Consider the following 15,953-nt stretch of genomic DNA (forward strand, 5'->3'; position numbering starts at 1 on the left):
TAGTTTTTTTCTACCAATAGCCTGCATTTTTCGTATCTTTGCGGACAACTTTTAAAGATTGAATAGAATGAACACTACACTGCTTTCTGCTGATAAGGACCCGATGGGTGCTGCTATTGCCGATTATTATAAACAAAACAAGGCCGAACGGCTACGGGTCTTCTCCTCACAATTCGACGAGGATGAAATTCCGGTAAAGGAACTTTTTCGCATGGAAAAGCAGATGCCTCTTCTGGAACGTACCGCCCTGCAACTGGCTACGGGAAAGATTCTGGATGTGGGAGCCGGAAGCGGTTGTCATAGTCTTGCCTTGCAGGAAGCAGGCAAAGATGTACATGCCATTGATATTTCACCGCTTTCAGTAGAAGTAATGCAACAACGCGGTATACGGCATGCCACATTACTCAATCTGTTCGATGAGCATTTCCAAGAGACATACGACACAATATTAATGTTGATGAACGGTTCTGGAATCATCGGTAAGTTGGAGAACCTGCCTGCCTTCTTCAAAAGAATGAAGCAACTGCTACAACCCAGCGGCTGCATCTTTATGGACTCCAGTGATCTGCGCTATCTGTTTGAGGAAGAAGACGGAAGTTTTGTGATTGATCTGGCAGGTGACTATTATGGAGAAATAGACTTCCAGATGCAATATAAGGATATTCTGGGAGAGTCATTCGACTGGCTTTACATTGATTTCCAGACACTCAGTCTTTATGCAGCCGAAAATGGTTTCCAAGCGGAGTTGGTAAAAGAGGGAAAGCACTACGATTATTTAGCCAAGTTGACCTTGAAATAAGGTCAACCCGGACTTTCTGTTTATTATTTCTTTGACAGCATTTCGTCAATCTTCTTCGTCAATGCGGCAAATTCCTTCTCATTGTACAAGCGGGTCAGCATCACAATGCGTCCGTCTTTATCAATCAGTACATTGCGGGTAATGCCGGCATTACGAAGTGCATATTTGGCAAAGATATCCGCACCGGGATCCAATCCCAAAGGATAAGTAACGCCAGTCGACTTGCCGAATGCAATCACTTTGTCCAACGGCTCATCACGATCTATACCAATAAGAGCAAATGCAGAATTATCTTTGTGTTTCAGCCAGATATCCTTTTCGATAAAAGGCATTTCCTTGCGGCATACACCACACCAACTGGCGGTGAACTGTAACATCACTACCTTTCCACGAAGTTCGGAAAGGGTAACTTTCTTACCGTCTGTCAGGGTAATGGTAAAGTTGGGAGCCATCTCCCCTACTCTTACAATGTAGCCGGTGCTATCGGCAGCTGCTTCCTGTGCTTTGCCCGATAAACAGCAAAGGGCAAACAGGATAAAAATCAAACTATTTACTACTTTCATCGATCTTATACTTTAGTTATTTTAAAACGGGAACAATAACGGGAGCACAAAGATCATCACAATTCCCATAATTATCTGTAAAGGCAAACCTACTTTAACATAATCCATGAATGTATAACGTCCTGCAGGCATCACCAATGCATTGGGCGGAGTTGAGAACGGAGAAGCAAAACACATACTGGCTGCCACGGTTACGGCAAATAGGAATGGATACGGACTCAAATCCAACTGTATGGCAGACTGAAGCGCAATCGGTGCAAGAAGTACTGCCGTAGCCGTATTGCTAATAAACATAGTCATCAGCGAAGTGGTGAAATAAATACCAGCTAATAACACATAAGGTCCGTAACTACCTAGCCCGTTTACCAGCGATTGGGACACCAATTCGGAAGCTCCGGTCTTTTCCAGCGCCAACGACATAGGTAACATAGCGGCAATCAGAACAATACTTTCCCAGTTAATAGTTTTATATGCCGCTTCCACATTTCGGAAACAGCCGGTAAGCACCATCAGCAAACCTGCAATCATTACTGCCGTTACCGGAGCGACAGGGATGAAATCGAACATCATCATTACCACCATTCCCAACATGATAATGGCGGCAACAGGTGCTTTATGATTCAAGGTTACTTTGGCAGCCTCAGCAAGCGGTTGTCCGAGTACTACCCAATCAGAGGGATCTTCACTCAAACGCGCTATATTCTCCCATGTCCCTTGCACCAACAGCACATCCCCCGAATGCATCTTTTCATCCTTCAGATTCTTCAGGATATACTGACGTTTGCGTTGGATACCCAGAATATTCACCCCATATTTCTCTCTGAAACCAGAATCCTTTACCGGCTTATTGACCAGGTTAGAAGCAGGCATCAATACAATTTCAGCAATACCGATTTCTGTGAATTCAAGTTCATCACTCTTTGATTCTACGGTGCCTTCTGCATCATGCGTATCCAGTAACTTCAATGTATTTTCTTCTGCAAAGCGCTCCACATTCGCAAAATCGCCCAGTACATACAGAATATCATTCTCCTGGATAATGGTATCAGCAGCGGCCATTTCCTGACTCATCGTCTTAAAGAAATGACGGCGCGAAGAAGATGACTGACGGCGAACCTCCATTATACCCACATTATAACGTTGTGGAATACCCAGTTCCTGTATGGTCTTTCCAGTTAAAGGAGATCTACTCTCCACTCGTACCCGACACAAGTTCTGGAACAGTTGGTACTCTCCTGCCAGCTCTTTCAGTGATTTATTCTTTTTGCCCTTACGATCCTTATCGCCTTTCTTAGTCAGGAAAATTTTGCTCAATGGAATCAGTATCACCAATCCAACAGCTACACAAACCAATCCGACAGGAGTAAATGAGAAAAAAGTAAGGGGCGCATATCCAGCAGAAGTCAGTGCTTCCTGAATTACAAGGTTCGGTGGTGTACCGATAAGTGTCATCATACCTCCCATACTACTGGCAAATGCAAGCGGCATCAGCAGGCGACTGACATTAATCTGTGTTCCCATAGCCATACTGACAACAATAGGAAGCATCAAAGCTACCGTTCCGGTATTGCTGACAAAAGCGCCGATGAAGGCAGTCACCAGTACAATAAGAATAAAAAGCTTTAATTCGCTATCACCGGCTAATTTTAGGATACGACTACTGATCATCTTCGCCAAACCCGTCTGAAAAATGGCACCGCCCACAACGAACAATCCTATCATCATGATCACGACGGAATTGGAGAAACCGGTCAATGCTTCCTCCGGAGTTAGAATACCGAATATAATTAGTAACACCAAAGCACAAAGCGCCACCAAATCCGAACGCACTTTGCCACTCATAAAGAATATCGCAGAAAGGAATAAAACAATGAGAGTAATATACATATAGATATAAAATTTGTCAGTTATTAAACAATTCAACAGTGATTTTTGTTCTAAAGCGTTGCAAATATTACAAAAATCAGCACAATGGACAATAGGGTGAATCCTTTTTGAACTAAATAGGCGACAAATATCTCACTAAATTATAAATAAAGTATAGATTATTAGCATTATATTTATAACTTTGAATCCGGGAATGATATTATGGGATCACCTCTTTTATCAGTTAAATTCTATAACAACAATGGGAAACGACAACACAATTACAGGCACCTTCAATGGAACAATCCACCTGGAATACCTGCCATGCATCAATTATGCAATGATGCACAACCATGTGCCTTCATGCAATTTCTGCGAACTAATGAACAGTGATGAAGTCGATTGGAACAATATCAAAGTTTCGATAGATGGAGAACTTATTAAGCACTCAGAGAGTATTCTCGAAGTTATTCCGCACGGACAGAACATTCAAATCAACAACCTGGAAATATCACCTGAAAGTGAAAAATTAATCGAATTGACAGAAGGCATCGATACTATCTTTCATCTGGTTATTATGATTTCCGGTGAGATAGCCCATCAGCAAACATTTCCCATCAAACTAATGGCATACGATCAGTGGACCGGTTCCAGGATTATGCCCGAACTCTTAGCTACATTTGTTACTCCCAATCATCCCATACTTTCAAGAATAAGCGTAAAAGCCTCACAATTCCTCGAAAAGTGGACCGGAAACTCTGCCTTAGACGAGTATCAGACACAGGACCCCAACCGAGTACGTGCACAGATAGCTGCTATTTATGAAGCTCTCCGGTCTGAATCTTTAATATATTCTACGGTTCCAGCTAGCTTTGAAACTTCGGGGCAGCGTATCCGCTTGGTAGATAATGTACTCACCAGCAAACTAGGTACATGTATAGACCTGACTTTACTCTATGCTTCCTGTCTGGAAGCCAATGGCATTCATCCTCTTTTAGTCTTGTTGAAAGGACATATATTGGTAGGTGCATGGCTTACAGAAGATATTTATCATCAAACCGTAGGCGATGATGCTTCCTTTCTACTCAAAGGGAGTGCAAATGGCATCAGCGACATTGTATTAGTAGAGACAACCGCACTGGCATCTTCCCAAAACATTTCATTTGAAGAAGCTGCTACAATGGCTCAGAGAGAACTCAAAGAAGAAAACAGATTCGAGCTGTTTATTGATGTATATAGGTGCAGACTGGATAAAATCCGTCCATTGCCACAACGCATAAATCATAACGGTGAATGGCAAATAGAAAACAGTGGAATAGAACATGAGAATGTAACCCAAAGAATACACCAACTGGACCGGTATGAAATAAAACTGGAGGACAGCAAAGATGAAATAACCAAGCAAATCATTTGGGAAAGAAAACTACTGGACTTTTCTCTACGCAATAATCTGATCAACATCCGGCTTGGCAGAAGAGTTATACCATTCATATCTTTCGAAATTGATCATCTGGAAGATCATCTGCAAGCCGGAGAAAACTACCAGATATTATCCAGTCCCGCTAAAAGTAAAATAGAACCGGGTGAGACAGGACTCTATGATTCTTCTTTATGGAAAGAGAATTTGGAAGAATTAGTAATCAGCGAGCTGAGAAACAAAAAACTCCGTTCTTATCTGACAGAAAGCGAACTACAGAATTCACTCAAATTTGTATACCGTACATCGCGAACCGCCATTGAAGAAAATGGTGCCAATTCATTATTCCTCGTTTTAGGAATCTTGAAGTGGTACGAGTCTCCTAAGAGTGTGAAACCACGCTTTGCTCCTATCTTGCTATTACCGGTAGATATTGTGCGTCGTGGAGGCTCAAGTGGATATATCATTCGCACCAGAGATGAAGAAATTATATTGAATATAACGCTCGTCGAACTATTGAAACAACAGTTTAGCGTTAATCTTTCTGGGCTGAATCCGTTGCCGAAAGACGACAGCGGCGTAGACGTGAAAAAGATATTCGCTACAATTCGCACCTGCATCCGCAATATGAAAGGTTGGGATGTAGTGGAAGAATCCATGTTGGGGCTATTCTCATTCAACAAGTTTGTCATGTGGAACGATATTCATACCAATGCAGACAAATTGAAAGAAAATGCCATTATAGCCAGTCTGATGGAAAATCGTATTCAATGGCAGGATACGACTCCGGAGATTGACGCCAGAGAAATAGATAGAAATCTTGAACCTATCCATTTTGCCATTCCTGTTGATGTTGATTCTTCGCAGCTGGAAGCTGTCATTGAATCAGGAGAAGGAAAGAGCTTCATATTGCATGGCCCTCCGGGAACCGGCAAATCGCAGACCATTACTAATATGATAGCCAATGCCCTGTACAAAGGAAAGCGTGTGCTGTTTGTAGCAGAAAAAAATGGCGGCACTTTCTGTTGTACAAAACCGTCTGACCAAGATAGGATTAGATCCGTTCTGCCTGGAACTACATTCCAATAAAGTCACTAAATCCCATTTTCTAGCTCAGCTTCAGAAAGCCATAGAAGTCATTCACATTCAGTCTCCAGTCGAGTTTGAAAGCACTTCAATGCAATTATTTGAGCGTAGAAAGAAATTAATCGATTATATGGAAGCATTGCATCACCCCCATGCTTCCGGTTTCTCTCTCTACGATTGCATTACAAACTATTTATCAATACAGGGAGATGAATTGTCTATCGACTTTTCTCTGTTGCCCTCCATCACCAAGAATCAACTGACAGACTTTTACGAAAAGATCCAAGAACTGGATACAGTTTTTCAGATAACAGGGCATCCGCAAGACCACCCGTTAAAGGGACTGGAACCATACGATACTTCCATAGAAAGCTCTCAGAAACTACAGGCCGGAATCAGGCGCTTTATAAATTTATTCACTTCGATTACCGCTAACAGAAAGTTGCTTTCAAATAGTCTGGGAATCTCAATACCTGATAATTGGGATGGGATCAATTGGATGGGCAAGATGTGTACCCAGCTTCTATCCATCCCATATCTGAATAAAACGTTATTGGAAATGGGTGGTAATACCGACTTGATAGAAGAATGGAAAAACGTTGTCCTGTCCGGTCGTAAACGAGATCAGTTACAAACCGAACTAGGCAAAGACTATGCACCCCAAATTCTAGAAGAAAATGCATTTGCCCTTCAGCAAGAGTGGAAAGCTATCGAACTGAAATGGTTCTTACCCAAATTCTTTGCCAAACGTTCTTATTTGAAAAAACTCAAACTTTACAATACGAGTTTGCAAGCGGTACAAATACCAAGCCTGTTAGAAAAGCTAAATGCTTATCAAAAGAATAATAAAATCATTCAGGAACAATCTTCCGAATTATCATCTTCTTTCGGCTTCTTAGGAAGAAAGAGCAAAGAGAAATGGGATGATATTGATTCTATACTTAAGAGTCTTCCGACGATTTACAATACTTTATCGGAATATGCAGTAATCGTCCAACAACCATTTGCAGAAGTTCTGAATCAATTTGCAAATAAAATCAGCATTGACTGGAACGCATTCCAGCAGTCTAATGAAAATACATTCAAGCAACTAATCGATACATCCAACGAGTTGAATACGGTCCTCAATGAAATAAAAGGTTTATGCAACATACAACTGCCGGATAATAATCTTGAAATGAAACTACCGGTTCTACTGAATACTTGGTTAACTCACTTCAATAAGATTAAAGATTGGGGACAATGGTGCATCCGTAAGAGAGAATTGGAATCCCTGCATTTAACCGTAATTATCAACTATATAACAAATAAGCATAAAAGCGGATCGGAAGCTTCTGATGCGTATATGAAGGGTGTTTATCACCAATTAGCTCTAAAGACCGTTGATGCAGACGAAACTTTACGTCTTTTCAACGGGTTGCTATTTGAGGAAATGATCAGTAAATACAAACAGTTGACCGTAGATTTTCAGGAGTTGAGTAAAAAGGAACTATATTGTAGATTAGCAGCCAAAATACCATCACTGACAATGGAAGCCGCCTCCAGTTCCGAAATAGGAATTCTAAAAAGGAACATTTCAAACGGAGGACGCGGCACATCTATCCGGAGAATTATAGACCAGATACCAACTCTGCTGCCCAAGTTATGTCCATGCATGTTGATGAGTCCGATATCAGTGGCTCAGTATATCGATCTGAATACAGAGAAGTTCGACCTTGTTATTTTCGATGAAGCATCACAGATGCCTACCAGCGAGGCAGTCGGTGCAATAGCCCGCGGTAACGCATTAGTCGTAGTAGGCGATCCCAAGCAAATGCCTCCGACAAGTTTCTTCTCCTCTTCACAAGTAGACGAGGAAGAAGCTGAATTTGATGATATGGAAAGCATTCTGGATGATTGCATCTCGTTATCCATTCCATCCCGTTATCTGACCTGGCACTATCGGAGCAAACACGAAAGTCTGATTGCTTTCAGTAATTCTCAGTATTACAATGGAAAGCTATATACTTTTCCTTCTGTGGATGACAGAATTTCAAAAGTACGTTTAGTTCAGGTAGACGGCTCATACGATAAAGGACGTACACGCAGCAATCATGCCGAAGCGGAAGCCATTGTGAAAGAAATACTGAACCGGCTACGTACATCTGAAGTTCCCCAAAAAAGTATAGGTGTCGTATCTTTCAGCCAGGTACAGCAAAACCTGATAGAAGATATGCTCATTGAGGAACTGAACAAATATCCTGAGTTGGAAGAAAAAGCTTTCCAAAGTAATGAACCTATTTTCATCAAGAATCTGGAGAATGTACAAGGTGATGAACGGGATATTATTCTTTTCTCTATAGGATACGGTCCGGACAGGAATGGCAATGTATCTATGAATTTCGGACCATTGAATAATCAAGGTGGCGAGCGTCGTCTGAATGTAGCCGTATCGCGTGCACGTTATGAGATGATTATCTTCTCAACCTTACGCTCCGAACAAATAGATTTGAAACGTACAAAGTCCAAAGGTGTGGAAGGCCTAAAGAGGTTCCTTGAATTTGCAGAACGCGGTACCTCACCTATTCCGGCCATCCAACTACAGAACCTGCAACAAAGTAATCTTATTACTTTAATTGCACAGGAACTTACTCAGCGCGGTTATAAAGTGGACACTCTGGTAGGGCGGTCAAACTTTAAGGTGGATTTAGCGATTGTCAATCCGTTGCAACCGGATACATATATTCTGGGAATATTGTGTGACGGCAGGAACTATTATGAAACTAAGACTACAAGGGACCGTGAAATAGTACAACCGAATGTTTTGCAGATGCTCCACTGGAATGTAATGCGTGTATGGTCCGTCGACTGGTTTGAACATAAGGAGAACGTCGTGGAGCGCATTATCAAAAAGCTGGAAGATTTAAAAAACACAAAAGTAGAAGAACAGCCTCCTCTTCCGACAGAGAATAATGTTCTGAAAACATTCAGTATAGAGAATGAACCTGTTGTAGAGTTAGTGAACAATCGAGAAAGAGAGTATATATTTGCTGACTTGCCCAATATAGGCTACAGTACAGATATCGATACCGTAATGGCTTCCTCCTATCAGGTTAAAAAACAACTTCAACAAATAGTCAAGATTGAACAACCTATAACAAATACTCTGCTATATAAAAGGATATTACGAATTTGGAATCTAACAAGAGTTACCACCCGTCTACAGGTATTTATCGACAGTCTTCTTGAAGATGCATATAAAGACCCCTTATCAGGAGATACTATAATTTACTGGGAGGATAAAGAGAAAGCTAAAGACTGCGACTTTTACCGCATCAACTCCAAACGCGACATTCTGGATATTCCGATCCTGGAAGTAATGAGTGCCGCCCGCTATGCCATAGAACAACAGATATCCATGCCGACAGAAGATCTGAAACGGCTGACTTCCCAACTTCTTGGTTTCAGTAGGAAAGGAAACAATTTAGATATGGTAACGGAACATACTATACAATTGCTGATTGATAAAGGAATATTCAGCCACGCGAACGGAATGGTATCCATGAACAATTAGGGTTCATGGATACTTTTTTCCGAAAGGGAAAACAGGATGAAAAAGAATGTCTACCTAATAGTCTTCGATAGTGGAATTTCCGAATATATCCTTTTTGATAATCTGCCTGTGCCCTTTACTGTCTTCAATAATGGTATTGCCGAAGATATCTTTTTTGATTGTTTTCTTATTGCCATTATTATCCTCAATAATAGTATTGCCAAAAATATCTTCTTTGATCGTTTTTCTATAACCATTATTATCCTCGATAATAGTATTGCCAAAGATATCTTTTTTAATCGTTTTCTTATGGCCGTTATTGTCTTCGATAATAGTATTTCCCAAAATATCTTTTTTAATCGTAATCTTATTACCATTATCATCTTCAATAATCGTATTATCCCAAATGTCTTTTTTGACTGTTTTCTTTCCCTGATTGACTATCGAATATTCGTAACTATCCTCGATAGAATTAACACTATAGCTCTTCATTATATGGGGAGCTAAAACAAACTGAACTGTAAATAGGATAAATAGAATCTTTTTCATGGCGTATTTCTTTTGGTTTGTAACAAAAGTAATATGGGAAAATGATAACTAACTGGTGAATTCTATAATTATTGATAGGGAAAAACCTAAAATTAATACTTTTCATGTGCTACAATCGTATCGTTTTAGGAGGCTCGGACTACATGCGGTCTACATTCGCACGATTTTCCACCCAAATGGCAGGGTAGCTAAGTTACTGAAGGTCAATAAACAACAAATGCCCCGAGTATTTCTACTCAGGGCATTTTGTTCGTTTTGAGGTTCCTGGCGGATTCGAACCGCCGTACACGGTTTTGCAGACCGCTGACTAAGCCACTCATCCAAGGAACCAATCTTTTCTCATTTGCGGTTGCAAAGGTAGTACATTTTTTGGAAATTCCAACTATCCGCAGCAATTTTTCTTCTTTTCTTTTTTTGTCACACTACACTCTGCACGCTTCTCATCCATCAATCGCTTTAAGTCACAACCGGTTACGCAATTTGCACATGGATTACCATTTTCTTTTGTCCGGCGAAAAAATGCATAAATTCCCCATCCGATCCGGACAATACACAACAGTAACAGGATTGCAACTACCCATTGTTGCCAATTCATCATACAAATAATCCTCCTATTCTATAAATGACAAATGCCATTATCCACGCAAGCAACGTGGTATACACTGCCGTAAATAACGCCCATTTCCAACTACCGGATTCTTGCTTGATTGCTACAATCGTAGCTATACATGGGAAATAGATCAATACAAACACCATATAACAGAAAGCTACCAATGGCGTAATCGGAATACGTTCGGCAAGACTTACGGCATCTGCTTCAGCATCATTCGTATAAAGCACGCCCAGTGTACTTACCACTAATTCCTTAGCGCCCACACCTGAAAGTATACCGATACCAAGTTTCCAGTCAAAACCCAAAGGTACAATCACCGGCTCCATAGCCTTTCCTATCTGTCCGATGTAGGAATTCTCCTGTTGTTCGGCAACCGTTTCATACGCATCATGGTCAGGATAATATCCCAATGCCCATATTACGATGGAAGCTATCATGATAATACCTCCCATTTTACGAAGATATTGTGCACCCTTCTCCCACGTGTGACGGAAAATGGCTTTTGCTGTCGGTAAACGGTAAGGCGGAAGCTCCATTACGAACGGAGTATCATCCCCCTTCACCAGAAAACGGCTGAATAAACGCGCCAGCAATACCGCCAACAGGATACCTATTGAATATATTAATAACAGTATCAAACTACCATTGTTCGGAAAAAATGCACCTACCAGCAACAAATAAATAGGCAGGCGGGCACTACATGACATCAACGGATTGACGAGCATGGTAATAAGTCGGCTTTTACGGTTCTCAATAGTGCGCGAAGCCATAATAGCAGGTACATTACATCCGAAACCCATAATCAGAGGAATGAAGGATTTACCATGCAACCCCATCTTATGCATAATCTTATCCATGATAAATGCAGCACGCGCCATATAACCGGAGTCTTCCATCAACGATATACAAAAATAAAGAATAAGAATGTTCGGCAGGAAGACAATCACACCACCAACACCACCTACAATACCATCTACCAATAGATCTTTCAACGGTCCGTCCGCCATATTGGCATGTATAAAGTTGCCGAGGGTTTCTACCAGCCATTCGATACCCATCATCGGGTATTCGCCAAGCACGAACGTCCCTTCGAACATGAGATACATGAACAGGAAGAAAATGGGGAATCCCCACACACGATGTGTTACAATGGAATCTATCACGCGTGTAGTATGTTCTTTATCCAAGTGATTATCCACAAAGGTTTCTTTCAGTGCACCGGATATAAAACCATATTTTGCATCGGTGATAGCCTGATCGCAATCCTCATTCAGCACGTCTCGGATACGGCGGCTTTCCTGATCACGGACATCTATGATTTCTTTGCCGTTGGGTAAAGTTTTAATCAGTGTTTCCAAATCCGTATCATTCTCCAGAAGCTTGATGGCAAGAAAGCGGGTAGAATACTTATGACGGATACCCTCATTCTCACTAATCACCCGCTTCACCTCTTCAATGCTGCGTTCCAGTTCAGGACCGTGGTTAATGTGAATATGACGATAGAATCCATGATGACGTACTTCTTCTTCTTTATGAGCCCCACCGGTATAGCCGGGCACATACTCCCGATGCCATTCACGCAGGTCATTCAACACTTCTGCACGTACCTTGCCTTTCTGATCGAGGAAGTCGGCACCTTCGTAAATACTGATAACAACATGAAAAAGATCTTCGATGCCTTTGCCCGTACGCGAAACGGTAGGAACCATAGGAACACCAAAGAGTTCACTCAGTTTCATGTAATCCAGCGTGTTGCCGCTGGCTTCCAGTTCATCGTACATATTGAGAGCCATCACCATACGCACGTTCATGTCAATCAACTGGGTAGTGAGGTACAGATTACGTTCCAGATTGGACGAATCTACCACATTGATAACAATGTCCGGTGTTTCATCAATAATATGATGACGGACATACATTTCTTCAGGACTATATGCTGATAGCGAATATGTACCGGGCAAATCGACTATGCGGAAATGATAACCTTGAAAATTAAAGTAGCCTTCCTTGGCATCCACTGTAACCCCGCTGTAGTTACCAACGTGTTCGTGTGAACCGGAAGCAATATTAAACAGAGAAGTTTTCCCACAGTTTGGATTACCCACTAATGCAACATTAATGGTACGACGTTTACCGAGAGCGATACGTTTCAGTTCTTCTTCCCCCGGATAAATATCTTCACTCATTCCCGGATGATAATTCGGTTTTGTCACTTGCTCTTTCGCCTCATGTTCGCTGAGTATTTCAATCATCCCTGCCTCCTGTCGGCGCAAAGAGATTTCATACCCCATTACTTTGTATTTTATTGGATCTTTCAGCGGTGCATTCAGCAAAACCTCTACAGTCTTGCCTTTAATAAAGCCCATTTCTACAATTCGTTTGCGGAAACCGCCATGCCCCAGTACTTTAACGATTACACCTTTTTCTCCAGTTTTTAATTCGGATAAACGCATAGTCTTCTCTCTTTCTTTAATTTGGATGCAAAGATAAATGATTTGTATTTAGCCTACAAATTATTTAGATTGTTTTTAAATAAGGAGAAATATTCTCCATTCTCCACTTTGTTCCGAAGAATTAGAAAGAATTCAATTCGTTAATATTATCTTTGCACCATTATGAATATAAAGAAAATAGCGCAATACATTGATCAGGAGAAGCTTTTCACACGAGAAGACAAAATACTGATAACATTGAGCGGTGGAGCGGACTCAGTAGCTTTGTTGCGTCTACTTCTTGATATGGGGTACACTTGTGAGGCGGCACATTGCAATTTCCATCTGCGGGGCGATGAGTCGGTTCGAGATGAAATGTTTGTCCGCGAACTATGCTTACAATTGAAAGTTCCATTACACATTCAACATTTCCAAACCACGGAAGAAGCGGAAAAGCGCCACATATCCATTGAAATGGCAGCACGGGAATTACGTTATGCCTGGTTTGAGCAGCTCCGTCTACAACAAGGGGCCGACGTCATCGCCGTGGCCCATCATAAAGATGATAGTGTAGAAACTCTCCTGCTCAACCTTATTCGTGGAACAGGCATCAACGGATTATTGGGTATCCGCCCCAAAAACGGAAACATTGTTCGCCCCTTGTTATGCCTCGACCGGAAAGAAATAACCGAATACCTACAAAAAATCGGACAATCTTACGTAACGGACAGCACCAACCTGCAAGACGAATATACACGCAACAAGATACGCCTCAACCTTTTGCCCCTTATGCAGGAGATCAATCCCTCTGTAAAAGAAAGCCTTCTCCGCACCGCAGAACATCTGAATGATGCAGCTCTCTTATATAAGAAAGGTATAGAAGAAGGTAAGCAGAAAGTGCAAACCGAACAAGGTATCCTAATCAGTGCTTTGTTCCAAGAACCTGCACCGGAAACTTTATTATTTGAGATCTTATCTCCATTAGGATTCAACGGTGCACAGATCAAAGATATTTTCACCTCCCTGAATGGGCAACCGGGAAAGATATTCCTTAGCGGAGAATGGCGCGTGATTAAAGATCGGGAGCTTCTACTGTTAGAACCGGTCTGTTCAGAAGATGTTTCAACAGTCTTTTCTCCAGATGATCCTGCCCTGCCCTTTCGTCTGACAATGGAAGAACTAAAAATCACGGATGATTTCGTCATTCCACGCGACCGAAACACTGCCTGCTTTGATGCGGACAAACTAAAACAACCTCTCACTGTCAGACGTTGCCGACAAGGCGACACATTCGTTCCTTTTGGTATGACCGGACGAAAAAAGGTCAGTGATTACCTTACTGATCGAAAATTCTCCCTTTCCCGCAAAGAGCAACAATGGGTGCTTTGCAGTGGTTCCCACATCATTTGGTTGATAGGCGAACGTACTGATAATCGTTTCAGAATAGACGCCCAAACACGGAAAGTTGTTATTCTGAAGTTTATTCCTTGATTGTAGGGTTATGAATTCATTCACCACAGAGTAACACAGAGTTTCACAGAGTTTAATCAATTTGAAATCAAAAGAATAGAACTCCGTGAAACTCTGTGTTACTCTGTGGTGAAAAACTCATTACCGGACGGTTATGAACAAAACGATAATCCGATATGATAAACGCCTTCAATATGAATAATAAATATTTATAAAACAAAACATTTGCGAGATCAGTCGCATACTTAGGGGGGTCTCAGTATGATACTTAGGGTATCTCAGTATCATATTGAGGTACCCTAAGTATGATACTGAGATACCCTGATTATAACATACCTGATAATCAAGCATTTATAAATCCCTTTTTTAGTGATTATAAATTAGGACAAACAAACTATTAAAACAATGAATTAATTCGTTTCTGTCGGGCTATGAATTCATTCACCACAGAGTAACACAGAGCGACACAGAGTTTAATTAATTTAAAATCAAAAGAATTAAACCCTGTGTTACTCTGTGGTGATTAAAACTATAAAATAATCCGGTCCTCTTTCTGCCGCACAAAGCAGTCTGAAAGCAATGAAGCAAACGGAGTATCATACGTCCGCGCCTTGAACGAACATCCTTTGACGCATGCGCAACACTTTATGCACTTTTCGGCAATCGTATTACATTCGTCACCTTTCAGAATAGCTCCCGAAGGACAATGTACAGCGCAAACGCCACAATGCGTGCAAAGTTCCGCATTCACTTCCGGTACACGCGGCAAAGGAATACCACTTTTACGCAACTTTATCACCCGGCGCAGAAACTTGAACAAAGGCAGAAAAGGCTGGCGCGGGCGCTGAATACGGTTCACATCCACCGGATACAGGTGCTCCATATCAACGGCGGCATTTATTTTCGTCCGTATCTTCGCACCAAATTCCTCCGCATATTGCAAATCATTTGCATCCGGACGCCCTGGGGCTATTGGGTTTTGTTCCGTACTATACGAATGTTCTCCCACAAAAGTAGCCCCGGCAATAACTTTGAAGCCCTGAGCAGAAGCAAATGCGTCCAATTCTATCAAAGCCTTTTCATACGCGCGGTTACCATAGACTACTACCAGCACAACCGGAGATCCCGATGCACGAATACCCTGCAAACGCTCCATAGCCAAAGGAGCTACCTTGCCGCCATACACCGGCACAGCAATAACAGTCAGTGTATTCTCCGGAATATCTACCTCAGCAGCATGCAGTGTTAAATTAGTAGTAACAACATTTGTTAGTCCTGTTCCGCGAACAATTGCCTCGCCAACTTGTTTAGAAGTACGAGTAGGCGAAAAATAGATGAAATGAACTTCGTTTATATCCATAAATATATGCGTTTTTTCTTGGTTTATCAAGCAAAGATAAAGTTTTAAAATTAAAAAAAAGACGAATTGTTTATGAAACCAAAAATATTTATTACCTTTGCACCGTTGAAACATTCTGTAAACTCCTAAGTGCGGGTAGCTAACAGTTTTCCGGTTCAATAATAAATATCCCATAATCATTATATTAAATAAAGGTATATTTGCCACGTTGCTTGTGACGACAACCGCAGCCGTGTGAACATATCTGTCCAATAACAAAAGAAATT

At 41.4% G+C, this 15,953-nt stretch carries 10 protein-coding genes and 1 tRNA gene; 4 read left to right on the forward strand and 7 right to left on the reverse strand.

The window, feature by feature from the left end; all coding sequences use genetic code 11:
- Positions 1–67: 67 nt before the first annotated feature.
- Positions 68–799, forward strand: a complete 732-nt coding sequence (locus BN161_RS23655; RefSeq protein ID WP_044270932.1) for a class I SAM-dependent methyltransferase — start codon at positions 68–70, stop codon at positions 797–799.
- A gap of 23 nt (positions 800–822) precedes the next feature.
- On the opposite strand, the gene BN161_RS23660 is transcribed toward BN161_RS23655, so the two are convergent.
- Together BN161_RS23660 and BN161_RS23665 are read right to left on the reverse strand one after the other, a co-directional pair.
- A complete protein-coding gene (locus BN161_RS23660) occupies positions 823–1,362 on the reverse strand; it encodes a TlpA family protein disulfide reductase (protein WP_044270933.1) in 540 nt (179 codons plus the stop codon).
- A 21-nt stretch (positions 1,363–1,383) separates the two neighbouring features.
- A complete protein-coding gene (locus BN161_RS23665; RefSeq protein ID WP_044270935.1) occupies positions 1,384–3,249 on the reverse strand; it encodes an SLC13 family permease in 1,866 nt (621 codons plus the stop codon).
- Between the two features lie 241 nt (positions 3,250–3,490).
- On the opposite strand from BN161_RS23665, the gene BN161_RS30730 reads away from it, so the two are divergent.
- Positions 3,491–5,734, forward strand: a complete 2,244-nt coding sequence (locus tag BN161_RS30730; RefSeq protein WP_244436609.1) for a DUF4011 domain-containing protein — start codon at positions 3,491–3,493, stop codon at positions 5,732–5,734.
- Positions 5,655–9,284 (forward strand): DUF3320 domain-containing protein, encoded by a 3,630-nt coding sequence (locus BN161_RS30735; RefSeq protein ID WP_244436610.1) that lies wholly within the window; start codon positions 5,655–5,657, stop codon positions 9,282–9,284. Before BN161_RS30730 ends, BN161_RS30735 begins: the two co-directional genes overlap by 80 nt.
- A gap of 54 nt (positions 9,285–9,338) precedes the next feature.
- Here BN161_RS30735 and BN161_RS23675 read toward each other — a convergent pair whose 3' ends face one another.
- The 4 genes from BN161_RS23675 to feoB form a co-directional block, all read right to left on the reverse strand.
- Complete coding sequence (locus BN161_RS23675) at positions 9,339–9,812, reverse strand: hypothetical protein (protein WP_044270936.1); 474 nt, start codon at positions 9,810–9,812, stop codon at positions 9,339–9,341.
- A 258-nt stretch (positions 9,813–10,070) separates the two neighbouring features.
- A tRNA-Cys gene (locus BN161_RS23680) sits at positions 10,071–10,142 on the reverse strand.
- 52 nt (positions 10,143–10,194) lie between these two features.
- Positions 10,195–10,410, reverse strand: a complete 216-nt coding sequence (locus BN161_RS30740) for a hypothetical protein (RefSeq protein WP_044270937.1) — start codon at positions 10,408–10,410, stop codon at positions 10,195–10,197.
- A complete protein-coding gene (gene feoB, locus BN161_RS23690; RefSeq protein ID WP_044270939.1) occupies positions 10,407–12,878 on the reverse strand; it encodes a ferrous iron transport protein B in 2,472 nt (823 codons plus the stop codon). Before feoB ends, BN161_RS30740 begins: the two co-directional genes overlap by 4 nt.
- 162 nt (positions 12,879–13,040) lie before the next feature.
- Between feoB and tilS the strand changes: the two genes are divergently transcribed.
- Positions 13,041–14,348, forward strand: a complete 1,308-nt coding sequence (gene tilS / locus BN161_RS23695) for a tRNA lysidine(34) synthetase TilS (RefSeq protein ID WP_044270941.1) — start codon at positions 13,041–13,043, stop codon at positions 14,346–14,348.
- A gap of 508 nt (positions 14,349–14,856) precedes the next feature.
- Here the strand turns inward: tilS and BN161_RS23700 are convergent.
- Positions 14,857–15,687 (reverse strand): 4Fe-4S binding protein, encoded by an 831-nt coding sequence (locus BN161_RS23700; protein ID WP_044270943.1) that lies wholly within the window; start codon positions 15,685–15,687, stop codon positions 14,857–14,859.
- Between the last annotated feature and the right edge of the window lie 266 nt (positions 15,688–15,953).

The sequence above is a fragment of the Bacteroides timonensis genome, assembly GCF_000513195.1.
Lineage (GTDB): Bacteria > Bacteroidota > Bacteroidia > Bacteroidales > Bacteroidaceae > Bacteroides > Bacteroides timonensis.